Source organism: Chryseobacterium sp. ERMR1:04, from assembly GCF_001297705.1.
Classification (GTDB): domain Bacteria; phylum Bacteroidota; class Bacteroidia; order Flavobacteriales; family Weeksellaceae; genus Chryseobacterium.
The window spans coordinates 660,249-685,840 of the sequence record NZ_LIRF01000008.1 but is presented as its reverse complement, the minus strand read 5'-3'; the positions used below and the strand labels follow the sequence as shown (position 1 = coordinate 685,840).

Here is a 25,592-nt window from a genome sequence, read left to right as displayed (position 1 = left end):
AACAACAAAGTGGCTATCCCAATAAAAAAGTCGGAAGAAAAATCTTCCGACTTATAATGATTAAAAAGGTTGTTCCGTACAGCGATCGTCTCCCGGAGCGCAGTAAGGAATACCGCCACCTCCTCCTGAACCACCTCCTCCTCCGGTAGAAACACATTGTCCGGGATTTCCGTCATCATTCATTTCGCATGCTTTTCCGAAGGTACATTCGCAATCTGTCCAGCAATAGGCAGAATCTCCGTTACTGTGACAACCACCTCCGCCTCCGCCAAGAATGTTGGAAAGATCTTTTCGTACTAATTTTTTGATGTTTTTCATAATTAAAGTTTGTAATTTGGTTAAAATGTAAAATATTTTACATTATTTAAAGATAAAAAATTAAATTCAACCATTTGTTATTTGTTTAATTGAGAAATATGAAAGACAATGAAGTATATGTTTTTACAGGAGAAAAATCTCCTTTCCCATCAGGGATTTTTACAACATTAGAAAATGCAGAAGAATGGATAAAAAAATATTCATTAAGTGGAATGTTAAATAAATATCCTTTAGATATGGGGCTGTATGATTGGGCGATAAAAGAAAATTTTTTTACTGTAAATAAAGAATATCAGAAAGAAGCTGACTTTATTGAAAGATTTACTTCTGCATCGTTAGAACATTTTCATTTTAAGAATGGCACAATGACATAATTTTGTGAAATAATGAAAACAAAGTGAGTGTAATTAAAAAATCCAGCTCAAACGAGCTGGATTTCAATATATAAGCTTAATTCTTATGCTATGCTTTCACAATATTAATAATAACCTCCATTGCTTTTTCCATACTTTCCAAAGCAACATATTCGTAAGGTCCGTGGAAGTTCATTCCACCTGCAAAAATATTTGGACAAGGAAGTCCCATATATGACAATTGTGCGCCATCTGTTCCCCCTCTGATTGCCTTAATTTTAGGTTCAATATTAGATTCCTTCATCGCTTTTGCAGCAAGGTCAATGATGTGCATTTTTCCTTCAAACTGCTGCTTCATGTTACGGTATTGCTCTTTGATCTCAACTTCAGCGGTGCCTTCACCATATTTTTGGTTGAATTCAACAATTTTTTCTGCCATAAATTTCTTTCTAGCTTCATATTTTTCTTCGTCATGATCACGAATGATATATTGAAGTTTAGCTTCGGAAATATCAGCAGTAATATCCATTAAATGATAGAAACCATCAAAACCTTTTGTCGTAGCAGGAGTTTCATTAGCAGGAAGTAACTGTATAAATTCAGCAGCTAAAAGACCTGCATTTACCATTTTTCCGAAAGCATATCCTGGGTGTACACTCAATCCGTGGATTTTCACAACAGCTCCAGCGGCATTGAAGTTTTCATATTCTAATTCTCCAACTTCACTTCCGTCCATCGTATAAGCGAATTCTGCTCCGAATTTTGCAACATCAAATTTATGGGCTCCTCTTCCAATTTCTTCATCGGGCGTAAATCCTACAGCAATTCTTCCATGCTTAATTTCTGGATTTGCGATTAGATATTCTGCAGCTGTTACAATTTCTGCACAACCTGCTTTATCATCTGCTCCCAAAAGCGTATTTCCGTCTGTTGTAATTAACGTCTGACCGATATACGTTTTTAAACTTTCAAATTTTGAAGAAGATAAAGTAAATCCTGTTGTTTGGTTTAATAATAAATCATTTCCATCATAGTTTTCCCAAACCTGAGGTTTTACATTCTCACCACTGAAATCGGGTGAAGTATCATAATGCGAAATAAATCCAATAGTTGGTCTGTCATCATTTTCTAGGTTAGAGGGAACATAGCCCATAATATAACCGTTATCATCAATTGAAACATCTTCTAAACCTATTGTTCTCAGTTCTTCAACAATGTATTTTGCGATGTCCCACTGCCTTTCTGTAGAAGGGGTAGTTTCACTTTCTGCATCACTTGTTGAATATATTTTTACATAACTAAGAAAACGGTTCAGTAACTTTTCTTTCCACAATTGGTTGAATTCTATTGTACTCATTAGATATCATAAATTTCCAACAAATATACAATGTAAATTCTTCACATCTAAAATTTGGTATATGTTTCTGTAGATTTTCTACCTGAACATATTGGTTGATTTTTTTAATATCGAACCCTGATTTCATTAATTAAATAAATTATCATAACTTGCATGAATATGATGTCCAAACGTTGCAAATATGCTTTAAAAGCAATGGTTAGATTGGCAAAAAACTATAATCAAGGGTTTTTGTCAACCACTATTATTGCACAGGATGAAAATATCCCTAAAAAATTTTTAGAACAAATTCTTCTTGAACTGAAACGAGCCAGGCTTGTTAACAGCAAGCAAGGAATGGCTGGAGGTTATTACTTATTGAAGTCTCCAGACGATGTTTCATTAGCCGATATCTACCGTATTTTTGAGGGTCCGATTGCGCTGACTCCTTGTGTTTCCCTAAATTTTTATGAAGCTTGCGACGATTGTGTTGATGAAGCAACCTGCTATCTTAGAAACGAATTAATCATTGTAAGAGAAAAGACCAGGAAAAGTATGATGGAAGCGACGCTTACTTCATTTATAAAAAACAGCTGATATTTTTTTTTAATTTTTATATCCTACTAATTTGGTAGGATTAATAGGATTTATATATATTTGCAAGAGTTAATTTCAATTTACAATGGAAAATACTCTAAAAATAGAATACAATAAATTGCTTGATAATGCCTCTACGGGTGCTTTCGGTGCTGATTTTTTAGAAGTTCTTGCAAACAGGTTTTCAGGGGAGGTTATTTTTTCTACCAGCTTCAGTTATGAAGATCAGGTGGTGACTCATCTGATAAAAAATCTGAATATTGATATTTTCACGCTGGATACGGGAAGACTTTTTGAGCAGACTTATGAAACCTGGGCTTCCTCCAGAGCATTTTTCAAAAAAAGGATTAAAGCTTATTATCCGGATGCAGAATTATTGCAAGAATTTGTTTCAGAAAATGGGCCAGATTCATTTTATCAATCAGTTGAGCAAAGAAAAGCATGCTGTAATATCAGAAAAGTTATTCCGTTGAAAAAAGCGCTTCAGGGATATAAGGTTTGGGTCACTGGATTAAGGTCTGAACATTCTGCCGGAAGAAAAGAAATGCCACAGCTGGAATGGGATCCCGATCATCAGATCATCAAATTTCATCCGATTCTTCATTGGACTACACAGCAGGTAACAGATTATATAAAAGATCATCACCTTCCTTATAATCATCTTCACAAAAAAGGATTTGTAAGTATCGGATGTGAACCTTGCACGAGAGCAATTAAAGAAGGAGAGGATTTCAGAGCAGGCCGCTGGTGGTGGGAAGATGCAGATAAGAAAGAATGCGGTTTACATGTTCATCAATAAAAAATAAAATATGTCATTATATCATTTAAATTATCTAGATCAGTTAGAATCTGAATCTATCTATATTTTAAGGGAAGTAGCGGGACAGTTTGAGCGTCCAGCTTTACTATTCAGTGGGGGAAAAGACAGTATCGTTTTGGCGCATTTGGCAGCAAAAGCATTCCCGCATGGAAAAATTCCTTTTACATTTGTTCATGTAGATACGGGGCATAACTTTCAGGAGGTATTAGACTTCAGAGATCAGCTGGCCACAGAAATGAACGTAGACTTGGTTGTGAGAAAAGTGGAAGATACCATTCATAAAAGAAAACTTACAGAGCCTAAGGGTAAGTTTCCAAGTAGAAATTGGTTGCAGACCTTTACGCTGCTAGATACGATTGAAGAATTTGAATTTGATGCATGCATTGGTGGTGCCCGAAGAGATGAAGAAAAAGCCCGTGCAAAAGAAAGAATATTTTCTGTAAGGGATGAATTTGGGCAATGGGATCCTAAACTTCAGCGCCCCGAATTGTGGAATATTTTCAATGGAAGAATTCATAAAGGTGAAAATGTAAGGGTTTTCCCGATAAGCAACTGGACAGAGCTTGATGTATGGAATTATATCCGTAGAGAGCAGATTAATCTGCCTTCAATTTATTTTTCTCATGAAAGAGAAGTGGTAGAGCTGAACGGACAGTGGATTGCCAATTCTGAATTTGCTGTTCTGGAAGAAAGTGATACCATTATTACAAAAAGGATAAGATACCGTACCGTGGGGGATATGACTTGTACCGCAGCTGTTGAATCGGAAGCTGCTACAGTAGACAGAGTGATTGAAGAGATTATAGCGACCAGAATCTCAGAAAGAGGAGAGACCCGAATTGATGATCGTGTAACAGAAGCAGCGATGGAAGACCGAAAAAAAGGCGGCTACTTTTAATGAATAATAAGCAATAGGTAATAGCACGGCATGAAAAAATAGCCATTCCAAAGATCTTGCCTATGATGAATCACGGATAAATAAAAAACATGGATATATTAAGATTTATAACAGCAGGAAGCGTAGATGACGGGAAAAGCACCCTTATCGGAAGACTGCTGTACGATAGCAAAAGTATTTTACAAGATCAGTTGGAAGTACTTGAAAAACACTCTAAAAACAAAAATGAAGACGGGGTAGATTTAGCTCTTTTAACGGATGGACTTCGGGCAGAAAGAGAACAGGGAATTACCATTGATGTTGCGTATCGATATTTTTCAACCTCAAAAAGAAAATTTATCATTGCAGATGCTCCGGGGCATGTTCAATATACCCGAAACATGATTACGGGAGCTTCCAATTCAGATGTAATGGTGATTCTTATTGATGCACGTCAGGGCGTTATTGAACAGACGAGGAGACATTCTATTATTGCTTCGTTGCTTAAACTGAAAAAAGTAGCAGTTGCGATTAATAAAATGGATATGGTAGATTATTCAGAAGCTGTTTTTGAAAGCATTAAAGCAGATTATTCTAAAATTGCAAAAGGTCTAGGTCTTAATGAAGTTACCTATTTCCCGATTTCTGCATTGAAAGGAGATAATATTGTTTCCTTATCGCCTGCTACAGAATGGTATAAAGGAAGTTCTCTTCTTGAATATTTGGAAGAAGTACAGCTTGATCAGGAGGATAACAAAGGAAGCCGTTTTCAGGTACAGTATGTGATTAGGCCTCAGACAGAAGAACTTCATGATTACCGTGGATATGCCGGGCAGATGATCAGCGGAAGTTTTCAGAAAGGAGATAAAATAGCCATACTTCCAACAGGAATTATTACTGAAATTAAAACAATAGAAGTAAATGGATCTGAGGTTCAGGAAGCTTTTGAAGGGCAACCGGTCGTCATTCAGATTAAAGAAGATATAGATATCAGTCGTGGAGATTTTTTTGCATCTGCTGAAGAGCTTCCCAATGTTGAGAAAGAAGTGGAAGTATTATTGTGTTGGCTTGATCATAAAGCGCTGCAACCGGGAAATAAGTACCTGATACAGCATCACAGCAGACAGTTAAAAGCTATCGTGAAAAATGTGGATTATAAAATCAATGTCAATACGTTGGAGCAGGAAACTGCAGAGGGAGAAATTAAGCTTAATGAGATTGCAAAAGTAACCATAAAGACTGCGCAGCCTTTAGTATTTGATGATTTTATAAGCAATAAAAAAACGGGATCGGCCATTTTGGTGGATGAAACCTCTAACGCTACCGTTGCAGCATGTATAATTCAGTAAAGAATGAAAGTTTCGGATCATTTTATTAAAACCATTATTGAAAAAAAGCAGATCAATTCCCAAGGTTTTTTTGATAAGACCAAGATGGAATATTTTGTAACAAAGCTATATCAAGTATTGTTTCTTAAACAAACTTTAAATACTGAAAATCAGATCGGTATTGAGTTTGAAGAACTGCATGTATTACTGTTAAACCTGCTTAATAATACATCAAACGATGAGGTTTTTGCTGAAAAGAATACTGATGATTTTTTTCTGGCATTGCCTGATATTTATAATACACTGATTCTTGACGCTGAATCTATTTTAGAATTTGATCCTGCTACAGAATCGTTAGAAGAAATTCTGCTTTCATATCCTGGATTTTTTGCAACCTATGTGTATAGGATTTCGCATCAGCTTTGGATTCAAAAAGTAAAAATTCTGCCGCGGGTGATTTCAGAATACGGACACAGCAGAACAGGAATAGACATTCATCCGGGGGCAGTCATTGGTAAACATTTCTTTATTGACCATGGAACAGGGATTGTGATTGGAGAAACTGTCGTCATCGGAAATCATGTGAAATTGTACCAAGGGGTAACACTTGGAGCCCTAAATGTTTCAAAGGATAAAGCCAATAAGAAAAGGCATCCCAATATTGAAGACCATGTTATCATCTATTCCGGAGCCACCATTCTGGGAGGAGATACAACGATAGGAAGAGACAGTATTATTGGAGGAAATGTATGGATTACACAAAATGTTCCATCCAATTCTTTGGTGTATAATAAAAGTGAAATAAGAATAAAAGATAACGGACCGCTTCCTGAATCTTTAACATTTGTGATATAAGAATAAAAATAACAACCTAAAATAGAATCGGTATGAAGTTCCAAAATATAGTAGAAACAATCGGAAATACCCCGATAGTAAAAATTAATAAGCTTTTCGGTACAGAACATGAAATCTGGATCAAACTAGAGAAGGCTAATCCTGGAGGAAGTATTAAAGACAGGATTGCTTTATCAATGATTGAAGATGCAGAATCTAAAGGTCTTCTGAACAAAGACAGTATCATTATAGAACCTACAAGTGGGAATACAGGGATTGGACTGGCCTTGGTAGCTGCTGTAAAAAACTATAAGCTTATTCTTGTGATGCCTGAAAGTATGAGCTTGGAACGCCGAAAAATTATGGAATCTTATGGAGCTGAATTTATTTTAACTCCGAGAGAGAAAGGAATGAAAGGAGCGATTGAAAAAGCGGAAGAATTGGCGAAGGAAACTCCAAATTCATGGATTCCGAAACAGTTTGACAATCCGGCGAATGTAAAGGCACATATTCAAACTACTGCTCAGGAAATTCTGAAAGACTTCCCCGAAGGATTAGATTACTTGATTACGGGGGTAGGAACCGGAGGACATATTACCGGAATTGCACAGGTTCTTAAACAGAAATTCCCCAATATCAAAGTCATTGCGGTAGAACCTCAACTGTCTCCGGTACTTAGTGGAGGATCTCCGGGGGCACATCCACTCCAAGGGTTGGGAGCAGGATTTATCCCTTCAATTCTTGATACCGAAATCTTAGACGAAATTATTCAGATTAATAAAGAGGAAGCGTTTGAATTTACCAAAGAAGCTGCCAAAAAAGAAGGTTTGTTTATAGGAATTTCTAGCGGAGCTGCTTTAGCGGCAGTTGCAAAAAAACTACCGCAAATCCCATCTGGATCTAGCATACTGACTATAAATTATGACACAGGCGAAAGATACCTGTCTATAGAAGGACTTTTCTAGACCTCACTAATAAGAAGATTTAAAATGGAAAAATTGAATACTACACCAAAGGTTTACCTTATCGGTGCAGGACCTGGCGACCCAGATCTGATCACTGTGAAAGCTGTAAAAGCCATTGCTTTAGCCGATGTTATCTTGTGTGATCGTCTGGTAAGTCCTGAAATAATAGATCGTTACGTAAATAAAAAAACAGAAATTATATATGTTGGTAAAGAATGCAGTAAAAACGCGTCCACTCCGCAACCTCATATCAATACTTTAATTGTAGATCATGCTTCCCAAGGAAAAACAGTGGTAAGGCTCAAAGGGGGTGATATTTCTTTCTTTTCTAACGTTTTGGATGAATTGAAAGTTTTAAAACAACATCATATATCATTTGAAATTATACCTGGTATTACAGCAGCCTCAGGAGCGGCAGCGTATGCAGGAATCCCTTTAACAGCAAGAGGATATGCTACATCCGTACGTTTTCTTACCTATTATAAAACAGAAATTCTGAGCGATGCGTATTGGAAAGAACTGGGAACGTCAGATGATACACTTGTTTTTTACATGTCTAAAGGAAACCTCAATGGTTTGGTAGATAGATTTTTAGCATGGGGGAAATTAGATGATAAAAAGATTGCAATTATAGAACAGGCTACAACCCCTTATCAGAAAGTATATACTTCTTCATTAGAAGATTTTCATGAAAAATTTGGAGATAAAGATTTTGTATCTCCGTCATTAGTGGTGATAGGAAAAGTAGTTAATCTGCATGAAGAATTTTCATGGGTAGAAACATCAATTCAGGAAGGGATTTACTTTAAATCTGTAACGAATGGAACTTTAGTGTCAAACAATCAAAATATAATTCAATATGCTGTCTGAAACTAAATTAAATGCACTTAAAGAAATATCCGGAGGCTTTTCAAGAGAGGAAGCAGTTTGGGCAAGTGGTTTTTTGGCAGGTCTTTCAGAAGGATTTTCAGCTATAAAGGATCAGATTACACCCGCAGTTCAAACAGATAGTGGGCCTTTAAAAAAAATTACCCTCGCTTATGGAACCGAAACAGGTAACAGTAAGAAATTAGCAGTAGAACTTGCAGGAATAATCAAGAAAAAAGGAATTCAGGTAAAGCTGGCAGACCTTTCTCAGTATAAGCCTAAAGATCTTGCTAAAGAAGAGTTTTTTTTCGTCATTATCAGTACTCAGGGAGAAGGAGATCCACCAATTCTTGCCAAAAAATTTTACGATCATATTCATGAAAATGAGTTGGATATCAGTAATTTAAAATTTGGAATTCTTGCGCTCGGAGATAGCAGCTATCCCTTATTTTGTAAAACAGGTGAAGATATTGATTCCCGTTTTGAAGTACTTGGAGCCCAGAGAATCATTCCTTTAAAAAGGTGTGATATAGATTATGAACAGGAGGCTCATAGCTGGACAGAACATATCTTGGATGTTATCAATAAAACGAAAGAAAACAGTCAGAAAATTGCGCTCGCTCCAAAAACGTCAGCAGGAAGAAAAAAATATCAGGGGAAGATTTCAACAATCATTAACCTTAATGATATAGGCTCCGACAAAGAAACCTATCATATAGAGATAGAAACGGAAGATTCTCTTGTGTATAATCCGGGTGATGCATTGGGCGTTTTAGCTTTTAATCCAAAACAGGAAGTAGATGAAATTATTAGATTGACAGGGGTTGATCCTAAAAAGGAAATTAAAACTTCGAAAATAACTGCCACTATAGAAGATCTTCTTTACAAACATCTTAATATCAGTTATCTGCTTAAAAATGTAGTGACTCAATATGCAGCAATTACGGGACATCATATTCCCGAACTAAGGGTAAGCCTTCTAGAACTTTTGAAGATCCATCCTGTAAAAAACACGGATGAATTTGAACAGATTATAGGTGTTTTAACTGGCCAGTCTCCACGTCTGTATTCTGTTTCTTCATCTTTGGAAGCGCATGGCGATACCGAAATTCATATTACAGTAACCAAGTCTGAATTTTTCATCAATAATAAAAAACAAAACGGATTGTGCAGCGGTTTCCTGTCAGAATTTAAGGAAGGACAAAATATAGAATTTTATATTCAGGAAGCTAAACATTTCAGGCTTCCGAAACAGGATAAAGATATCATCATGATTGGTCCGGGGACGGGTATTGCCCCTTTCAGGTCTTTTCTCTACGAAAGAGATGCTGTGGGAGCAGAGGGAAGGAATTGGCTCTTTTTCGGAGATCGAACTTTCGTGTCAGACTTCCTTTATCAATCCGAACTTCAGGACTTTTTGAAAACAGGAACCTTGACCCACTTGGATCTTGCATTTTCCAGAGATACACCAGAAAAAATCTATGTACAGCATAAGCTGGAACAAAAAGCGCAGGAAGTGTATCATTGGCTGGAAGGTGGAGCATCACTTTATGTTTGCGGAGCTAAAGAGCCGATGAGCAAAGATGTTGAAAAAACCATTCTGAATATCATTCAAGAGAAAGGGAAACACAACGAGGAAGAAGCTCAGGCTTATCTTGAAGAATTGGAGCTTAGCGGAAGATATGTTAAAGATGTGTATTAAATCATAAACGGATAGGTAATGACAGATAAGAATAACCTTTCGCCGGTAGAAAGGATAAAAACCGGTAGTAACGGGCTCAGGGGAACTTTAAAAGAAAGCCTTTTAGATGATTTTACAGGAGCCATCAGAGAAGATGACCAAACTGTCATCAAGTTTCACGGCATGTATCAGCAGGATGATAGAGACAGACGTGAAGAGAGAGTCGCAAAAAAATTAGAATGGCTCTATTCCTATATGATTCGGTTGAGGCTTCCAGGAGGGTTTTTAACTTCCGAACAATGGGCCGGGCTTCATGAAATTGCAGAAAATCATTCTACAGGAGTCATAAAAATTACCACGAGGCAAACCGTGCAGTTACATGGAATTTTAAAATCTCACATAAAGCCTACGATTCAGGATTTCAACCTTCATCATCTGGATTCTATTGCGGCGTGTGGGGATGTCAACAGAAATGTAACCTGTACCTCAAATCCTTCCGAGTCACCATTACATCAAACGGTCTATGAGCTGGCAGGAAAGATCAGTGAAATGTGTCTTCCGAAAACAAAATCTTATTATGATCTTTGGATTGATGATGAATTATTAATTGATCGAAAAATAGAAGAAGATCCCTTGTATCAGGACAGATATCTTCCTAGAAAAATGAAAATAGGGATTGCAATTCCTCCCAATAATGACGTGGATGTTTTTATTAATGATATCGCGCTGATTGCTGTTATTGAAAATGATAAAATTGCAGGATATAATATTGCCGCAGGAGGAGGGCTTGGTGCCACTCACGGAAATGAAGCAACCTATGCGCGTCTGGCTTCTCTTCTAGGCTTTGTAGATACAGAAGAAAAAGTACTGAAAGCAGTGTATGAAATTATCACCGTACAACGTGATTTTGGGAATAGAAGTGATAGAAAATTATCAAGATTAAAATACACCTTAGATAAACTGGGCATTGAAGAATACAGAAAAGAAGTCGAAAAAAGATGCGGCTTTAGTTTTGAACCTGCTCGGGAATTTAAGTTTGAACAAAGAAAAGACCGCTACGGGTGGATACAGAACCATGAAGGCAAGTGGTTTTATACCGTGTTTGTGGAGCATGGCAGAATTCTCGATACAGAAGAATATCCTTTAAAATCTGGGCTGTTAAAAATTGCTGAAACAGGAAAAGTAAATTTCAGGTTTACCTGTAATCAAAATCTTATTCTTTCTGATATTCAGGAAAAAGATAAAGCTGAAATTGAGAAGATTCTTAAAGAACATGGAATTTCAGATTATACACAGGAAGCGAGTGCATTACGTAAAAATTCTGTGGCTTGTGTAGCCTTAAATACGTGCTCTTTGGCATTAGCAGAAGCTCAGCGTTATTTACCGGTTTTGGTGACCAAAATAGAACCTGTTCTTGAAAAGCACGGACTTCAAAATGAAGACATCACCATTAGAATGACGGGCTGTCCTAACGGTTGCGGAAGATCGCCCAATGCAGAGATCGGTTTTGTGGGCACAGCGTATGGAAAGTACAATCTTCATATCGGTGGTGACCGGCTAGGAATGCGCCTCAATACAAAATTTAAAGAAAATATTGGGGAAGAAGAAATCCTTGAAACCCTTGATACCCTTTTTGGAATTTATTCTGAAAGCAGACAGGCAGAAGAAACATTTGGAGATTTCTCTTACCGCTATTTACAAATCAAAAAATAAAAAATATGATCAACCTTCTTTATCGGCAAAAAAAAGCCAAAAAACATTACCATCATCTTTTAGGGATTCGAATGTGTACATGCTGTTTATTAATTGATGACGCATAAATCATTCTACAACCCTAAAATTTTAAACAAATGATACCCACACAACCTAAATATTTTAAGCAAAAAATAACTATACTCTTTTTATTTACACTTTCGTTCTCGGGCTTTGTACAGGCACAACAGCTTATTGAAGTAAGTGGAATTATCAACCATACAGATACTCATAAAGGCCTTGCCGGAGCAAAGGTTCAGATAGAAAATACCCAGGATACCTCCATAACGGATCAGGAAGGAAATTTTAATCTGAGAACAAGGGTGAAAATACCTTTCAGAATCGTGGTTAGCAAAGAAGGCTTTGCCAGCCAGACTACAGAAGTACTGTCATTATCCAATAAAATAACGATAGACTTAAATCCTCAGAATAGCATCATTAATGAAGTGGTTATTTCGGCATCTCGTGTTCCCGAAAAAATATTGAGATCGCCAATTGCGATTGAAAAAATTGATATTAAAACCATCCGCGAAAGTCCGGCTGCCTCATTTTATGAAACATTGGAAAACGTAAAAGGAATGCAGCTTTTAACGTCAAGTCTTACGTTGAAAGTTCCTAACTCAAGAGGATTCAACTCTCCGAATAACTTCCGCTTCATGCAGTTGGTAGATGGGGTAGATGTTCAGTCTGCCACCCTCGGAGTTCCATTAGGAAATGCCATAGGTCCCACAGAATTAGATATCCAGTCAATGGAAATTACTTCGGGAGCTGCCTCAGCCCTCTATGGGATGAATGCGGTTAATGGTTTGGCAAGCCTTCAGACAAAAGATCCGTTTACCTCGGAAGGGATAAGTGTTTATTTCAGAGGTGGCGTGAACCACGTAGACAATGTCAACCATAAAATGTCAACTCTTGGAGAAAGTGCCATTAGGATTGCAAAAGTTTTTAATAAAAACTTTGCCGTAAAAGTAAATGCCTCTTACTTCACAGGTGTAGATTGGATTTCAAACAACCGTACAGATCAGAACCCTAATTCACTGATTACCGCCAACCCCAACTTTTCTTTAGCCAATAATCCGGCAGAAGATCTTTGGAATAAATACGGAGATGAAAGAAATAATAGAACAACCGTAAAGGTAAATTATGACGGAAAACCTACCACTTTTAATGTATCCAGAACGGGTTACTATGAAAAAGATTTGGTAAGCCCAGAGGTGAAAAATGTAAAATTTGATGCCGGGCTATACTATCGTTTTGGTGATCAGTGGAAGACTTCCTATGTATACCGTTACGGATTACTAGATGGAACTTTTCAGAGAGGAAATAAAATACGCCTTCAGAATGCAACGGTTCAGAATCATAAAGTAGAACTTACGGGTAAAGAATTGACATTCAGAGCCTATATGTCCATAGAAAATACCGGAGATTCTTATAATCTTAAGCCCTTGGCAGATAATCTGGATCTTACCAATCTTTCTAATAACAACTGGAGAAATATTTTTCAGACGGCTTTGCAGGATAGACTTAATTCAGGCGTGAATCTGAATGATGCTTTTATTTTGGCCCGACAGGAGGCAGATAAAAACAGGGTAATTCCTGGAACAGCAGCCTTTGAGCAGTTAAAAAATACCATTGCAGGGATTAATAATTGGGATTCTGTAAATTCTGGAATTGTGGGAGCACCCGCTACAGGAGGAGCAAAGCTTGAGCAAAAATCCCGTTTCTACCAAGGTGAAATTACTTATGATTTCACCCGATTCGTAAAGGTTTTTAATCTTCTTGCCGGAGCAGATTACCGTCTTTACAGCATAACGCCGGATGGGAATAATTTTGTTGATTTCGAAAGACCGGTGAGTGAGAGAAATATCCCTTTACCTAACGGAACCTTCGGAAACGATGTAATTTACCAAAAGTACGGTGCATTTGCTCAGCTTACTAAGCTTTTCTTTGATGATAAATTAAAGGTTAATTTTGCACTTCGTGTCGACAGGAATCCAGAATTTGACACTAAATTAAATCCAAGACTAAGTGTTGTTTATTCGCCGGTTAACCAGCATAATTTCAGGGCTTCTATTCAAAATGGATATCGTTTTCCCTCTTTATTTGAAGCGCTCTCTTTTGTGAATAATGGAAACGTAAGAAGAGTAGGCGGCTTGTCAAAAGTTAATGACGGTCTTGGATATCTAGAAAATTCATATACGCTGGCTTCTATTGATCAATTCATTTCTGCGGTTAATAAAGACGTAGATGGAGGCGAGAATCAGAACCAGGCCGCATTGAAAAACAGAAATCTTTTAATTGCTGCCAATCTGCCGAAATTACAACCTGAAAAAGTTACCTCTTTTGAAGTAGGGTATAAATCAGTTTTATTCAACAACAGGTTGGTCATCGATTGGGATTTTTATTATAATGTTTACGAAGGTTTTCTCGGACAAGTAGAAGTAGCCGTACCTAAAAATGAAAATATAGGAAGTGATAATGCTGTTTTAGCGATGTTGGACAAAAGTAAGCAGGATAGATACAGAGTGTATACCAACAGCAACAGTATATACAAAAGCTTAGGAACGTCTTTGGGAATCCGTTACAATCTGGTGGGAAATTATAATGTGAACGCCAACGTATCGTATAATGATCTTATTTCATCCAACACTTCGGATCTCTTTATTACTGCTTTCAATACTCCGAAATGGGCTGTCAATCTCAGTGTAGGAAACAGAGAAATCATTAAGAATATCGGGTTTACCGTCGCAGCAAGGTGGCAGGATCGTTTCTTATGGTATTCTATCGAGGGAACCGATCTACTCGGAAACAGAGAATCATTAAGAATATCGGGTTTACCGTCGCAGCAAGGTGGCAGGATCGTTTCTTATGGGAGAGCCCATTAGCTTCCGGAAATGTCCCTGCATACTATACCATTGACGCACAGGCCACATGGCGGATTCCAGAAATAAAGGTAAGCGTTAAAATAGGCGCTACAAATCTCCTTAACCGCAGATATTATCAATACGCAGCTGGCCCAGAAATTGGAGGTCTCTATTATTTAGCTTTTACGTATGATTTAAAACTTTAAACACAATGAGTAATCCATTATATCCCATATTCTTAAAACTCGAAGACCTGTCACTGCTTATTATTGGTGGTGGAAACATCGCGTTGGAGAAACTAGAATCTGTTCTGGCTAATTCTCCCAATGCGCGTATTAAGCTTGTTGCAAAAGAAATTAATGATCAGGTTAAAGAGCTAAAACAAGGCTATCCTAATCTTACCTTGTATGAAAGATCGTATACAGATAATGATTTTGATAGTGCCGATCTTGCAATTGTGGCCGTTAATGATATTTCTTTAGCAGAGCGCATCCGTAGCAGGGCGCATCAACATAATATACTGGTAAACATTGCTGATAAACCAGATCTGTGCGATTTTTATTTAGGCTCCATCGTCCGAAAAGGAAATCTTAAAATTGCAGTTTCCACCAATGGCAAATCGCCTACCGTCGCCAAGAGATTACGTGAGATCTTAACAGAAGTAATACCTGATGAAGAAATTAATGGATTACTGGACAATATGCAGAATATCCGGAATCAATTAAAAGGTGATTTCACCTACAAAGTAAAAGAGCTTAATAGGTTAACTACTGATTATCTCGATGAAAGAAGCCAGTCTCCTGAAACAAAACTGGAGATGGAGAAGCTTATTAACATCACCAAAACAGTACAGAGAAGAGCCAATATTTATCTGGGAATAATAGGGGTTTTACTCCTTATCGGAATATTGATATTGATTATTTACCAATTCAACCTTTCTGGAGACATTCAAAGTTTTCTCAATAAAGACGGGCATATTTTTTATTGGATGTTGCTGGCTGGGTTTTTAGCTGAAATTGTAGCCGGATCAATGGGGATGGGGTATGGAGTAATCTGTACAACAATTCTCCTGCTGCTGAATGTTCCGCCACCGGTAGTAAGTGCAAGCATTCACTCTGCAGAATCTTTTACATCAGCGGCGGGAAGTATCAGCCATTATAAGTTAGGGAATGTCAATAAAAAAATGGTGTGGATTTTATTTCCTGTGGCGGCAGTGGGAGCTTTTATCGGAGCATTTACCTTGTCTCACTTTGGCGAACATTATGCTCATATCGTAAAACCTATAATTGCCTGCTACACGCTATATTTAGGAATCAATATCCTTAGAAATGCCTTTAAAAGAAAAGATAAAAAATCAGGAGCTGAGAAGCCTAAAAAGAGAACCAATCTCCGAATCTTAGGATTGGTTGGTGGGTTTATAGATTCTTTTGCAGGAGGAGGCTGGGGGCCGTTGGTTACCGGAACATTAATCAAAGAGGGGAGAACGCCACGGTATGTAGTGGGAAGTTCAACGATGGCTAAGTTTTTATTGACCGTTGTAAGCGCTCTAACCTTTGTTTTTACCATCGGAATTCATCATTGGAATATTGTTCTTGGTCTTCTTTTGGGAGGTGTTTTTACCGCTCCTTTTTCAGCAATGTTTGCATCACGGCTTCCTGCCAAAAAAATGTTTGTGGTAGTAGGAGTCGTGGTTATTGTGATGAGTCTTATTACCATTGTAAAATCACTAGCCTAAATGTTTTTGGATTGTACTTTTTCTATAAAATAGCAGTTTCCATTTCTTGGAGAGTTTATCTGGGAGTATATTTCAGTTATCGAAATTTTAAATCACTTATAAAAGGTTGAAAATCAAAATAGTGTTAGCTTTGTGTTATTCCTATATAAACTTGTTAAGTTTTATTATATTTGAAAAAATCAAAAGTACTAATGTTTCTAACTGAATGTCCGAGAGATGCAATGCAGGGATGGGGAGAATTTATCCCTACAGATAAAAAAATAGATTATATCAACTCCTTGATGGATGTTGGGTATGATATATTAGATTGTCTAAGCTTTGTTTCTCCAAAAGCAATTCCTCAGCTTGCTGATTCTGATGAGGTTGCCGAAAATATAGATAAATCTTTATCGAATACTAAAGTTTCAGCAATCATCGGAAATTACAGAGGTGCCGAAAAAGCATTGAAGCATAAATCCGTAGATATTCTTGGGTTTCCATTTTCTATTTCTGAGACTTTTCAGCATAGAAATACGAATAAAAGTCAGGAAGAAGCTTTCACTGAAATTGTTAAAATGCTTGAGCTGACAAAAAGTGAAAATAGAGAGTTAAATGTTTATTTTTCAATGGCTTTCGGAAATCCTTATGGTGAAATGTGGAAATGGGAAGATGTAGATTTCTGGGCACAAAGGTTTTCGGAAATTGGAATTAAAAATATCTTACTTTCTGATACAACGGGAGTTGCAACACCGGAAACCATTGCTCTTTTATTCGAAAAAATACCATCAAAATATCCTGATATCAATTTCGGAGGGCATTTTCATAACCGATATGAAGATTCTTATTCTAAATTAAAAGCAGCTTATGATAAAGGTTGCCGAAGATTCGACAGTGCGATCAAAGGAATTGGCGGTTGCCCAATGGCAAAAGATGATTTGGTAGGAAATATGCCTACAGAACAGGTCATCAATTTTATGAGTGTTGAAAAAGTAGATCACAAATTAAATTTGTTAAACTTCGAAAGTTCTTATAACAGAGCGAAAGATATTTTTCATTTTTAAAAAAATATCTTATAATTTTCATTCAGTATTAGCGATGTCATCCTGAGCGGAGTCGAAGGATCTCAATAATTAAAATAAAATTAAGAATATCAATAGGAGCGGACTTTAGTCCGCTTTACTATTCAAAACTGAGATTGGCTTTAGCCAAAACATATAAAATAACACCAAAATCAATAAAAATGTCACCAATAATCTCACCTTCTGAACTTAAAACGCTATCAACTGAAAATCTAATCATCCTTGATGCAAGGGTAGGAAAAGACGTTTACCAAAACTATCTTGAAAAGCACCTTAAAGGAGCAAGATTCATAGATTTAGATAAAGATTTAGCGGAGATTGGAGAAGATGCGGCTTTTGGCGGAAGACATCCTCTTCCGGGCATTAAAAAATTTGCAGAAACACTTTCAAATCTTGGTATTTCAGAAGATTCTCATGTTGTTATTTATGATGATAAAAACGGAGCGAATGCAGGGGCAAGAGCTTGGTGGATGTTACGATCTTTTGGAATTGAAAATGTTCAGGTTTTAGATGGAGGAATTCAAGCAGCTGAAAAAGAAGGTTTAGAGTTTTCATCAGGTGAGGGAATTGTTGAAAAAGCAGAACTGCTCAAGAAAGAGGGTTGGCTTCTTCCAACTTCAATGTTGGAAAATGTTGAAAATGAATTGGTAAACCATTCTTCAACAATAATTGATGTAAGAGATGCTTACCGATATAATGGTGAATCTGAGCCTATTGATTTAGTGGCGGGACATATTCCCGGAGCGATTAATATTCCCTTTTCTGAAAACCTTGACGAAAATGGGAACTTCCTAAAACCAGAAATTTTAAAGGAAAAATATGTAAAACTACTACAAAATAAACCAGAAAATTTAATCATCCATTGTGGTTCAGGAGTTACAGCGTGTCATACGATTTTAGCATTGGAGTACGCTGGTTTTCAAATATCTAACTTGTATGTTGGGTCATGGAGTGAATGGAGCAGAAGAGACGGGAAAGAAGTCGCAAGAAACATCTAAATAGATATTTGTCATTTTATTTGTCATTCTGACGAAGGAAGAATCTCAACAAGATATAGATTCTGAACGAAATGAAATAGAGTGAACATAAACAAAATAAAAGGCTGCCAAAAATGACAGCCTAATTTATTTTTAATTCAAGAATTAAAGCATTCCTAATTCAAACTTCGCTTCTTCGCTCATCATATCCTTAGTCCAGCTAGGTTCAAAAGTAAGCTCTAAGTCAACGCTTTTTACGTTTTCGGCTTCAGCTACTTTATCTTTTACTTCTTGTGGAAGTGTTTCTGCAACAGGACAATTCGGTGTTGTAAGAGTCATGATGATCTTCACATCACCGTCTTCAGAAATCTGAACGTCATAAATTAATCCCAACTCGTAAATATCCACCGGAATTTCGGGGTCATAAACGGTTTTTAGTATTCCTATGATTTCTTCTCCTATATCAGCAATTTGATCGTCTGTAAATTTCATTTTTTAATCTAGATTGATATTCCTTTTCAACAAATCTTCCTGACGCATTCGTCGGAAAACGTTTGCCAAAGTTAAGACATCTTTTTCACAATAGTCGACTATTCTTTGCAAGTCTTTTTCTATGTAGTAGATTGATGAAACCATTGAGCCATCGATATCATCTTTCGGAGTGGGAATTCCAAAGACATGAGCAAGTAATTCTAAAGAAATGAAGCTTTTATAGTCTCCAAACTTCCATAATTCCATGGTGTCGATATGTGGGATTTGCCACGGTTTTTTTCCAAACATCTGGAAAGGTATAGGAGGTTGTATTCCGTTAATTAAGAAACGTCTCGCTATCCAGGGGAAGTCAAATTCTTTACCGTTATGTGCGCAAAGAATAACATCCCGAAGTCTTGGACTATTGAAAATTTCGCCAAACTCTATCAGCAATTTCTTTTCATCATCGTTCGCAAAACTTTTGATCTTCAGGGTCTCGTTTTTTTCGAGCATTCCGATGGTAATGCAAATAATCTTTCCAAATTCGGCCATAATTCCGGCTCTTTCAGGATAAAACTCTTCTGCGGAAATCTCATCTTTTCTCTGGAATCTTGTTTTTTTATCCCAAAGTTTTTGATCTGTTTCAGGAAGTTCTTCCCACAAACCGGTGCCTGGAACTGTTTCAATATCAAGGAATAAAACTCTTTCTAATGGAATATGTTGTATCATACGTATGTTTACTGTTTATCCAACCTGCATTCCGTTTTTTGTGGGTAATGAAGGGCTTAAAAGGGTAACGTCCTTTTTATCTTCTCCATAAAGTCCCAACACAAGGCATTCGCTGAAAAAGTTAGCAATTTGCTTTTTTGGAAAATTGACGATGGCTAAAATTTGTTGCCCTACCAATTCTTCTTTCTGATAAAGAGAAGTAATTTGAGCAGATGATTTTCTGATTCCCAAATCTCCAAAATCAATTTCTAACTGATAGGATGGGTTTCTGGCTTTTTCAAAATCGTTTACTGAAATGATGGTTCCACATCTGATATCTAATTTTTCAAAATCTTCCCAAGAGATTTCTGGTTTTACTGTCATGGTAATGAATTGATTAAGTGTTCTACTTCTGTTTTTTGTTCTGTGTATTTTTGTTGAAGCTCAGAGCCTTCGCCCATTCTTCTGTAATATTCCAATGCTTTGTTTCCAAAGAATTTCCGGTGAAAATCTGAAACATCAGGAATTTGTGGAAAAACGGTATGGAAAAGCATTTCGCAATACGCCTGAAATTCTCTTTCATTTTTATCTTCAACCACATTTCCCGGTGCTTTTTGTCTTACATGAAGCATTTCGTGAGCCAGCATATTAAGAACGAGATTCAAATCAAAATCAAATATATTCTTGGGAATCATAACCATTTGAGGTTTTCCCAATTCTCCTTCGGCGGTTAAAAGCATTGAAGTTGGTGAAAGTTCTTGTCTGAAACCAAATCCTGCAAAATTTTCATGTTCCAACTTAAAAGAACTGATTAAATATTTCGCAGCATCCAAAATCTGATCATGCTCTTTGTAGGCGTTGAGATGTAAATTGATTTGTTCGAAATTCATTCAAATATATGTTTTAACAAATGTATTAAAATATTAAAAACCTAAAAATAATTTTCAGGACATAAATTTTTTCAATTTAAAATCAGTTAGTTATGGTTTTTTTTAATTTTTTTTGAAAATTCAATGCAAGATTCTTTAAAAAACTGATTTATGTAAATGAGTACTCAAAGTAATATAATGTTTAATGAAAATAATTAAAGTAATGAAGAAATTAACAGTACTTAAGGCTTTTATGGTGGTTTTGGTTGCCTTTACAGCATTGTCTTTAACGTCATGTAATAACGACAGTTATGAACCGGTTCCTGTAAAATTAAGCGATGTAAACGGAAACTATAGAGCGAAATTGATAACAACGCAAGGAAATAATAAAACAGAAAAGGTAATTGATTTTGCCGCAAAAGATACATTGATTACGTTTAAAGAGTTTCCAATAAAAGAAATTGTAAAAGCGGTAGTAAAAGATCCTGTAAAAACAGAAACAGCATTAACTGCGATTGGAAAAGTTGAATATAAACTTAATTACTCTTCCAAGATCAATGTTGAAAATAATGTAGTAGAGTTGAGTTTTGTGCCAAAAAAGATTACAATCCAGATTCCTGTAGACGGAGGAACGAAAAAAACGATTGTGACGTTGTCTGCTAAACAAAAAGGATTGTTTATAGGGCAAGACTGGTCGCTGAGATATAGTTTGGCTGCAGAAAAGATCACTGTTGATGGTGTAGAATTGGCCCCCTTTGAAATTATTAAATATGATTTTCCGTATTCTTTAAAAAATTAAGAGGCGGATATCACCCAAGATAGGTTGCGCTTTGTAAAAAAGGCAGCCTATTTTTGTATTACAATTAAACGGATCATAAAATTAGAACAGGATTGTAAAAATTCATGGAAGAAAGTAAGGAGCAGATGTTAACAAACCGCCTTCGATTGAAGGAGGAAGCTGCCTGGAAAGAGCTTTTTGGAGCCCATTCCAGAAACCTTACCTATGTATGCTCCCGATACATTATCAGCAAAGATGACGTGCATGATGTGTTGCAAAACAGCTTTATAAAAATGTTTGGTTCTATAGATTCTTTTGAATATCGAGGGGTAGGTTCTTTAAGAGCATGGATGTCCAGAATTGTAGTGAATGAATCGTTGAGTTATATCAAACGAAACTCTGATTTTAAATTAATGACAGATGATTTCGAATTTCCTGATGTGTCTGATGAAGAAGAGCCAGATCTTGAGGAAATATCAGAGCTCACTATTATGAAGATGGTACGGTCGCTTCCTGATGGTTACCGAACTGTTTTTAACTTGTTTGTGTTTGAGCAGAAAAGTCATAAAGAAATTGCGGGACTGTTGGGTATTGCTGAAAATTCTTCTGCCTCCCAGTTTCACAGAGCTAAAGGATTACTTGCACAAAAGATCAAAGAATATAAAATGGTAAAAAAAAGCGCAATATGAAAAATCAATGGTTAGATAATATGCGCTCCAGAATGGAAGACCACGAAAGTGATGTTCCGGATGGATTGTGGGATGATATTAAAGATGAATTATTCAATGAAAAGGATGAGAACACCATTGTTGGATTGAGATCAGAAAATGAGCTAGCCGGACAAGAAAAGAAGACTTCGGGGAAAAAAATTAGAACTGTTCTGTATCGTATAAGTGCTGTTGCAGCAGTAGTTGCACTATTTTTTGTGGGAAATGAGGTTATTCAATTTTACAATAAGAAAGCGCCTTCAAAAAAGATAGCACAGATTGGAAAAGGAGATTCAGTTCAAAAGAATAATGATCCAGTTGTATCAAGTGATCCAATGCGAGAAAAAGAAAGGAACTTAGCAATTCAGCAAAACAATGAACAGCAAAATAATATATTAAATACAACAACCTCATCTTCAACGAAGTATTTAACTAAAGTCGTAGACAATGAATTGAATACAATTAAAAATTCAACCTCTGAAAATCAAAATATTGCTACAGGAGCAGACGTATTTAAACAAGATCAACATACAGCACAGGAGGCTACAATTAATACCAGTGACCAGTCTCTTAATGAAATAAATGCTAATAAAGAAACCTTAGGAAATGAAGTTGAGTTTCAAAATAAACTGGCAACGGCAGATGTTCCAAAGAAGATAAAAAGACAACGTGATCCATCTTGGATGTTGAGTTTACTTACAGGTAAAGCGTCTCCAAATTCTGCAGAGCAATTTCCGGGATATGCTACTTTAAATGGAAGTCCGGTGAGAGTGAGTGATCTGTTTAGTGCAGCAGGATATGAAGAAAGTCCGCTGAGAGAGGTTTTATTAGCCAATCAAAATGAAAAAGTAGATGCAAAGATCCAACATAAAATACCGGTGACATTAGGAATCTCCATGTATTACAGTCTTGGAAAAAAATGGGGAATAGGGACGGGAATAAATTACACCAAATTATCCTCTGAACTTCGTACCGGAAGTGAAACTAACTTTATAAAAAGTGATCAGACCGTTCATTACATTGGCGTTCCGGTTCAGGTAAATTATAATGTCGTACAGAAAGGAGCTTTCACAGGATATGTTACCGCCGGAGCGCTTATTGAAAAATCGGTTGCCGGAAATGTGAAGACGAAATATATCGTGAATGATGAAGTAAAGGACCAAATAAAAGAGAACATAGAAGCTAAACCATTTCAGTTTTCGGTAAATACCGCCGTGGGAATACAATTAAAAGTGGCCAATAAAATAGGAATTTATGCAGAGCCGGGTATTGGTTACCACTTTAAAGATAATAGTTCCTTAAACACCATATACAAAGAAAAACCATTCAATTTTAATATGAACTTTGGGATTAGATTACTGATCGATAAGTAATCCTTTTTTAGTTCAACTATTTTTTTAACCCCCATTTTAGGCTTGTAAATATATGAGTCCGGTTGGTTTTGTATGCTTTAATTTTTAATTCATAAAACTCACCAATAAATAATTTACTATGAAAACAAAACTAATTTTTTTAGCGTTTTATCTTCTTCTGAGCATTGTCAATGTTCAGGCACAATGCTCTCCAACGATTACGAGCCCAAGGCTTGGGACGCTGTTTGCAGACAAGGTTGTGTTTTGTAATACAGAGACAGAAATGCTTTCTACAACGCAAACTTATGGAACTTACCAATGGTATAAACAACAATGGGATTGGCAGTCTCCTAACCCAAATCCTTGGGTTGCGATAGCTGGGGCTACCTCTCAGACATTGACGATTAATGGGGGCAATGATATGTTGTATTACTTTAAAGTGGTGGTAACAGATGGAGATTGTCAAGCAGAAAGTCCGGCCATTCTTGCTGATGGATATGCATACGGACTTCCGTTTATGATGGCCAATTTTACACCGGGAACTTACGAACAAATCGCACCTGGAGAATATAATATTTGCGAAGGAGCAACAGTGCAGCTGGATGACGGATTTCCACAATTGTATGGGGTACATACTTGGTTTAAGTGTCTTCCGGGAACAAATCCGCCATTGCCTACAGATCCTTGTATCATCGCTGGTGCAACAGGAGATTCTTATCATGCGACTACATCAGGAGTATATGGATTTTATGCGTGCACAGAATATTGCCCCGATCAGTGTGAAATGTTGGCTAACTTCGCATTTATCAAGCTTAATTTCGGAAGCTGGGGCTTTTGTGGTAACCTGGGAACTGGAGAAACAAAACCCAAAGAGAATGCTTTAACAGTATATCCAAATCCAACCACACAGTTTTTATATATCGGAAAAGAGTCTGATAAAACATATAATAATGTTTCTATCATTGATATGTCCGGAAAGCTTATTTTACAGAAAACCAGACATCAATATAATGAACCCATAGACGTGAGCAGTTTTGTTCCGGGAACTTATATGGTAGTTTCTAAAACATTGGATGGGAAGGTTTACAAAAACAAGTTTATCAAGAAGTAATAGTTAGTTTTTAATAATTTATGTTTAGGTCGGTGCAAGTTCTTTACTTGCGCCGATTTATTTTTAAAGGTTATTCATAATTTTTAAAAAAGTAACCTAAAGTGTTTTGGTAATGTAGAAAAAAACCTGCCTTAATAGGGATGTTTAGGCAGACTTTTTTGCTTTTAAGGAAGGGTACTAAGATTAATATTAGGAGCAGTACTGGGAGGTGTTATAGTAAATTGGGAACCGGGCTCAACAATGGTATTGAAAAATCCTCCATTTTGTAGAGTGAAAGTATTTCCATCCTTGGTTCCACCTATAGCATCAATTCTTTGTGCATTTTTATAGGTAGCATCTACTGAAAACTTCGCTGTTGACAGAGGTTTCCATGTACCTTCTTGTGTTCTTATCCATTGGTTTTTAAATGTAGCGCTACGTTCTAAGTAGCCATTTTCAGGCTCAAAGTTTTCAACAAAACTATGGAAATTTGTAAGATAGGTATTGGTGTATGGTCTTTTCCAGCTGGCAATAAGTTTCCAGTTACTGTTTTCCGGGGTTAAAAACCATGCGGTATATATTGTGTTGTTATTTCCGTCGGGTTCCCCTTTCAATAAAAATTTATACGTTTTACCTGCTGCCCAGTTGTATTTGTAATAACTTTGTCCGCCTGCGCCTTCACCTCCAAATTGATTGGTGGTTACATCTGTTCCTATTTTTAATAGTTTTACTTTTTTATCTTCAGGAATATCATCGGGGTTATCTGTTTCAAATGGGCTCCATACGGAAAATAAGATTCTTCTTTCTGTTGCAGAATTTACTTGTATGCCAAAATATCCCTCTTTAAATCCGCTAACCATAAAATCCGAACCTATTTTATCTTGTCCGGTAGGCACGGTCACTTCATTATAATAATAACTAATATTTTCAGGAGTTGGGATGGTATAAGATAGATGGCAGGAAGGTCCTCTTCTTGACCAATAATAATACTCAGGCATATTGCTAAATACATTAGTTCCGGAAGCGGCTGTACCCGAGAATAAAATATGTGATACATCTGCAAAATAGCTACCCGTTTTTGTTACCCCTTGTAAATCTACTTTTACATACCCTGCCGGCACGTTGAAATTTCCTATTATACGGCTAGAATATGATGGTCCGGTAATGGAAATGTTTTTTGATATTCCGTTTACTGTGACTTTAATGGTACTGTTTCCGTTAGGAACTTTAGCTTTTAAGCCCAAGGTTAAATCTC

Annotated in this window: 25 protein-coding genes; 18 read left to right on the top strand and 7 right to left on the bottom strand. The window is 36.6% G+C overall.

What is annotated here, in order from left to right; all coding sequences use genetic code 11:
• Nucleotides 1–60: 60 nt before the first annotated feature.
• Nucleotides 61–318, bottom strand: coding sequence for a hypothetical protein (locus AMQ68_RS20310; RefSeq protein WP_054512411.1), 258 nt, complete (start codon nt 316–318; stop codon nt 61–63).
• Nucleotides 319–416: 98 nt separating this feature from the next.
• On the opposite strand from AMQ68_RS20310, the gene AMQ68_RS20305 reads away from it, so the two are divergent.
• Nucleotides 417–692 carry a hypothetical protein gene (locus AMQ68_RS20305; protein ID WP_054512410.1) on the top strand — a complete coding sequence of 92 codons (276 nt, stop codon included), beginning with the start codon at nt 417–419 and terminating at the stop codon, nt 690–692.
• 88 nt (nt 693–780) lie between these two features.
• Here AMQ68_RS20305 and pepT read toward each other — a convergent pair whose 3' ends face one another.
• A complete protein-coding gene (gene pepT, locus AMQ68_RS20300; protein WP_054512409.1) occupies nt 781–2,028 on the bottom strand; it encodes a peptidase T in 1,248 nt (415 codons plus the stop codon).
• Nucleotides 2,029–2,187: 159 nt separating this feature from the next.
• On the opposite strand from pepT, the gene AMQ68_RS20295 reads away from it, so the two are divergent.
• From AMQ68_RS20295 to AMQ68_RS20235, 13 genes are all read left to right on the top strand, one after another.
• Entirely contained in the window at nt 2,188–2,604 is a 417-nt protein-coding gene (locus AMQ68_RS20295; RefSeq protein WP_054512879.1) for an Rrf2 family transcriptional regulator, read from the top strand.
• A gap of 85 nt (nt 2,605–2,689) precedes the next feature.
• Nucleotides 2,690–3,403 carry a phosphoadenylyl-sulfate reductase gene (locus tag AMQ68_RS20290; RefSeq protein ID WP_054512408.1) on the top strand — a complete coding sequence of 238 codons (714 nt, stop codon included), beginning with the start codon at nt 2,690–2,692 and terminating at the stop codon, nt 3,401–3,403.
• Nucleotides 3,404–3,413: 10 nt separating this feature from the next.
• The gene (cysD, locus tag AMQ68_RS20285; RefSeq protein WP_054512407.1) at nt 3,414–4,322 is read left to right on the top strand and encodes a sulfate adenylyltransferase subunit CysD; all 909 of its coding nucleotides are present in this window, start codon (nt 3,414–3,416) and stop codon (nt 4,320–4,322) included.
• A gap of 89 nt (nt 4,323–4,411) precedes the next feature.
• Complete coding sequence (locus tag AMQ68_RS20280) at nt 4,412–5,650, top strand: sulfate adenylyltransferase subunit 1 (protein ID WP_054512406.1); 1,239 nt, start codon at nt 4,412–4,414, stop codon at nt 5,648–5,650.
• A gap of 3 nt (nt 5,651–5,653) precedes the next feature.
• The gene (epsC, locus tag AMQ68_RS20275) at nt 5,654–6,484 is read left to right on the top strand and encodes a serine O-acetyltransferase EpsC (RefSeq protein ID WP_054512405.1); all 831 of its coding nucleotides are present in this window, start codon (nt 5,654–5,656) and stop codon (nt 6,482–6,484) included.
• A gap of 32 nt (nt 6,485–6,516) precedes the next feature.
• Nucleotides 6,517–7,428 (top strand): cysteine synthase A, encoded by a 912-nt coding sequence (cysK, locus tag AMQ68_RS20270; protein ID WP_054512404.1) that lies wholly within the window; start codon nt 6,517–6,519, stop codon nt 7,426–7,428.
• A gap of 24 nt (nt 7,429–7,452) precedes the next feature.
• Nucleotides 7,453–8,298 carry a uroporphyrinogen-III C-methyltransferase gene (gene cobA, locus AMQ68_RS20265; protein WP_054512403.1) on the top strand — a complete coding sequence of 282 codons (846 nt, stop codon included), beginning with the start codon at nt 7,453–7,455 and terminating at the stop codon, nt 8,296–8,298.
• A complete protein-coding gene (locus AMQ68_RS20260; RefSeq protein WP_054512402.1) occupies nt 8,288–9,997 on the top strand; it encodes a sulfite reductase flavoprotein subunit alpha in 1,710 nt (569 codons plus the stop codon). The genes cobA and AMQ68_RS20260 overlap by 11 nt, the downstream gene beginning before the upstream one ends.
• Nucleotides 9,998–10,015: 18 nt before the next feature.
• Complete coding sequence (locus AMQ68_RS20255) at nt 10,016–11,689, top strand: NADPH-dependent assimilatory sulfite reductase hemoprotein subunit (protein ID WP_054512401.1); 1,674 nt, start codon at nt 10,016–10,018, stop codon at nt 11,687–11,689.
• Between the two features lie 137 nt (nt 11,690–11,826).
• Nucleotides 11,827–14,613, top strand: coding sequence for a TonB-dependent receptor (locus AMQ68_RS20250; RefSeq protein WP_241775188.1), 2,787 nt, complete (start codon nt 11,827–11,829; stop codon nt 14,611–14,613).
• Between the two features lie 190 nt (nt 14,614–14,803).
• The gene (locus AMQ68_RS20245) at nt 14,804–16,327 is read left to right on the top strand and encodes a TSUP family transporter (protein WP_054512400.1); all 1,524 of its coding nucleotides are present in this window, start codon (nt 14,804–14,806) and stop codon (nt 16,325–16,327) included.
• A 191-nt stretch (nt 16,328–16,518) separates the two neighbouring features.
• Complete coding sequence (locus tag AMQ68_RS20240) at nt 16,519–17,367, top strand: hydroxymethylglutaryl-CoA lyase (RefSeq protein WP_054512399.1); 849 nt, start codon at nt 16,519–16,521, stop codon at nt 17,365–17,367.
• A 179-nt stretch (nt 17,368–17,546) separates the two neighbouring features.
• On the top strand, nt 17,547–18,383 hold the full coding sequence (locus AMQ68_RS20235) for a sulfurtransferase (protein ID WP_054512398.1): 837 nt from the start codon (nt 17,547–17,549) through the stop codon (nt 18,381–18,383).
• A gap of 144 nt (nt 18,384–18,527) precedes the next feature.
• Here the strand turns inward: AMQ68_RS20235 and AMQ68_RS20230 are convergent, their stop codons facing one another.
• The 4 genes from AMQ68_RS20230 to AMQ68_RS20215 are packed head-to-tail and all read right to left on the bottom strand — an operon-like array spanning nt 18,528 to nt 20,431.
• Nucleotides 18,528–18,854, bottom strand: coding sequence for a DUF59 domain-containing protein (locus AMQ68_RS20230; RefSeq protein ID WP_054512397.1), 327 nt, complete (start codon nt 18,852–18,854; stop codon nt 18,528–18,530).
• 3 nt (nt 18,855–18,857) lie between these two features.
• The gene (locus tag AMQ68_RS20225) at nt 18,858–19,562 is read right to left on the bottom strand and encodes a 3'-5' exonuclease (protein ID WP_054512396.1); all 705 of its coding nucleotides are present in this window, start codon (nt 19,560–19,562) and stop codon (nt 18,858–18,860) included.
• 15 nt (nt 19,563–19,577) lie between these two features.
• Nucleotides 19,578–19,925, bottom strand: a complete 348-nt coding sequence (locus tag AMQ68_RS20220; RefSeq protein WP_054512395.1) for a tRNA-binding protein — start codon at nt 19,923–19,925, stop codon at nt 19,578–19,580.
• Nucleotides 19,922–20,431, bottom strand: coding sequence for a hypothetical protein (locus AMQ68_RS20215; protein ID WP_054512394.1), 510 nt, complete (start codon nt 20,429–20,431; stop codon nt 19,922–19,924). Before AMQ68_RS20215 ends, AMQ68_RS20220 begins: the two co-directional genes overlap by 4 nt.
• Nucleotides 20,432–20,633: 202 nt before the next feature.
• Between AMQ68_RS20215 and AMQ68_RS20210 the strand changes: the two genes are divergently transcribed.
• The 4 genes from AMQ68_RS20210 to AMQ68_RS20195 all read left to right on the top strand — a co-directional run bounded on the left by AMQ68_RS20210 (nt 20,634) and on the right by AMQ68_RS20195 (nt 24,358).
• Nucleotides 20,634–21,209: a DUF4840 domain-containing protein gene (locus AMQ68_RS20210; protein WP_054512878.1), complete on the top strand. Its 576-nt coding sequence runs from the start codon at nt 20,634–20,636 to the stop codon at nt 21,207–21,209.
• Nucleotides 21,210–21,313: 104 nt separating this feature from the next.
• Complete coding sequence (locus AMQ68_RS20205) at nt 21,314–21,877, top strand: RNA polymerase sigma factor (RefSeq protein ID WP_054512393.1); 564 nt, start codon at nt 21,314–21,316, stop codon at nt 21,875–21,877.
• Nucleotides 21,874–23,268 (top strand): outer membrane beta-barrel protein, encoded by a 1,395-nt coding sequence (locus AMQ68_RS20200; protein ID WP_054512392.1) that lies wholly within the window; start codon nt 21,874–21,876, stop codon nt 23,266–23,268. Before AMQ68_RS20205 ends, AMQ68_RS20200 begins: the two co-directional genes overlap by 4 nt.
• A gap of 118 nt (nt 23,269–23,386) precedes the next feature.
• Nucleotides 23,387–24,358: a T9SS type A sorting domain-containing protein gene (locus AMQ68_RS20195; RefSeq protein WP_054512391.1), complete on the top strand. Its 972-nt coding sequence runs from the start codon at nt 23,387–23,389 to the stop codon at nt 24,356–24,358.
• A 164-nt stretch (nt 24,359–24,522) separates the two neighbouring features.
• Here AMQ68_RS20195 and AMQ68_RS20190 read toward each other — a convergent pair whose 3' ends face one another.
• Entirely contained in the window at nt 24,523–25,581 is a 1,059-nt protein-coding gene (locus AMQ68_RS20190; protein ID WP_241775186.1) for a DUF3472 domain-containing protein, read from the bottom strand.
• Between the last annotated feature and the right edge of the window lie 11 nt (nt 25,582–25,592).

Bases quoted from the DNA above. Each gene is read 5' to 3' on its own strand.
- AMQ68_RS20310 (WP_054512411.1), bottom strand. From the start codon at position 318: ATGAAAAACATCAAAAAATTAGTACGAAAAGATCTTTCCAACATTCTT.
- AMQ68_RS20305 (WP_054512410.1), top strand. From the start codon at position 417: ATGAAAGACAATGAAGTATATGTTTTTACAGGAGAAAAATCTCCTTTC.
- pepT (WP_054512409.1), bottom strand. From the start codon at position 2,028: ATGAGTACAATAGAATTCAACCAATTGTGGAAAGAAAAGTTACTGAAC.
- AMQ68_RS20295 (WP_054512879.1), top strand. From the start codon at position 2,188: ATGATGTCCAAACGTTGCAAATATGCTTTAAAAGCAATGGTTAGATTG.
- AMQ68_RS20290 (WP_054512408.1), top strand. From the start codon at position 2,690: ATGGAAAATACTCTAAAAATAGAATACAATAAATTGCTTGATAATGCC.
- cysD (WP_054512407.1), top strand. From the start codon at position 3,414: ATGTCATTATATCATTTAAATTATCTAGATCAGTTAGAATCTGAATCT.
- AMQ68_RS20280 (WP_054512406.1), top strand. From the start codon at position 4,412: ATGGATATATTAAGATTTATAACAGCAGGAAGCGTAGATGACGGGAAA.
- epsC (WP_054512405.1), top strand. From the start codon at position 5,654: ATGAAAGTTTCGGATCATTTTATTAAAACCATTATTGAAAAAAAGCAG.
- cysK (WP_054512404.1), top strand. From the start codon at position 6,517: ATGAAGTTCCAAAATATAGTAGAAACAATCGGAAATACCCCGATAGTA.
- cobA (WP_054512403.1), top strand. From the start codon at position 7,453: ATGGAAAAATTGAATACTACACCAAAGGTTTACCTTATCGGTGCAGGA.
- AMQ68_RS20260 (WP_054512402.1), top strand. From the start codon at position 8,288: ATGCTGTCTGAAACTAAATTAAATGCACTTAAAGAAATATCCGGAGGC.
- AMQ68_RS20255 (WP_054512401.1), top strand. From the start codon at position 10,016: ATGACAGATAAGAATAACCTTTCGCCGGTAGAAAGGATAAAAACCGGT.
- AMQ68_RS20250 (WP_241775188.1), top strand. From the start codon at position 11,827: ATGATACCCACACAACCTAAATATTTTAAGCAAAAAATAACTATACTC.
- AMQ68_RS20245 (WP_054512400.1), top strand. From the start codon at position 14,804: ATGAGTAATCCATTATATCCCATATTCTTAAAACTCGAAGACCTGTCA.
- AMQ68_RS20240 (WP_054512399.1), top strand. From the start codon at position 16,519: ATGTTTCTAACTGAATGTCCGAGAGATGCAATGCAGGGATGGGGAGAA.
- AMQ68_RS20235 (WP_054512398.1), top strand. From the start codon at position 17,547: ATGTCACCAATAATCTCACCTTCTGAACTTAAAACGCTATCAACTGAA.
- AMQ68_RS20230 (WP_054512397.1), bottom strand. From the start codon at position 18,854: ATGAAATTTACAGACGATCAAATTGCTGATATAGGAGAAGAAATCATA.
- AMQ68_RS20225 (WP_054512396.1), bottom strand. From the start codon at position 19,562: ATGATACAACATATTCCATTAGAAAGAGTTTTATTCCTTGATATTGAA.
- AMQ68_RS20220 (WP_054512395.1), bottom strand. From the start codon at position 19,925: ATGACAGTAAAACCAGAAATCTCTTGGGAAGATTTTGAAAAATTAGAT.
- AMQ68_RS20215 (WP_054512394.1), bottom strand. From the start codon at position 20,431: ATGAATTTCGAACAAATCAATTTACATCTCAACGCCTACAAAGAGCAT.
- AMQ68_RS20210 (WP_054512878.1), top strand. From the start codon at position 20,634: ATGAAGAAATTAACAGTACTTAAGGCTTTTATGGTGGTTTTGGTTGCC.
- AMQ68_RS20205 (WP_054512393.1), top strand. From the start codon at position 21,314: ATGGAAGAAAGTAAGGAGCAGATGTTAACAAACCGCCTTCGATTGAAG.
- AMQ68_RS20200 (WP_054512392.1), top strand. From the start codon at position 21,874: ATGAAAAATCAATGGTTAGATAATATGCGCTCCAGAATGGAAGACCAC.
- AMQ68_RS20195 (WP_054512391.1), top strand. From the start codon at position 23,387: ATGAAAACAAAACTAATTTTTTTAGCGTTTTATCTTCTTCTGAGCATT.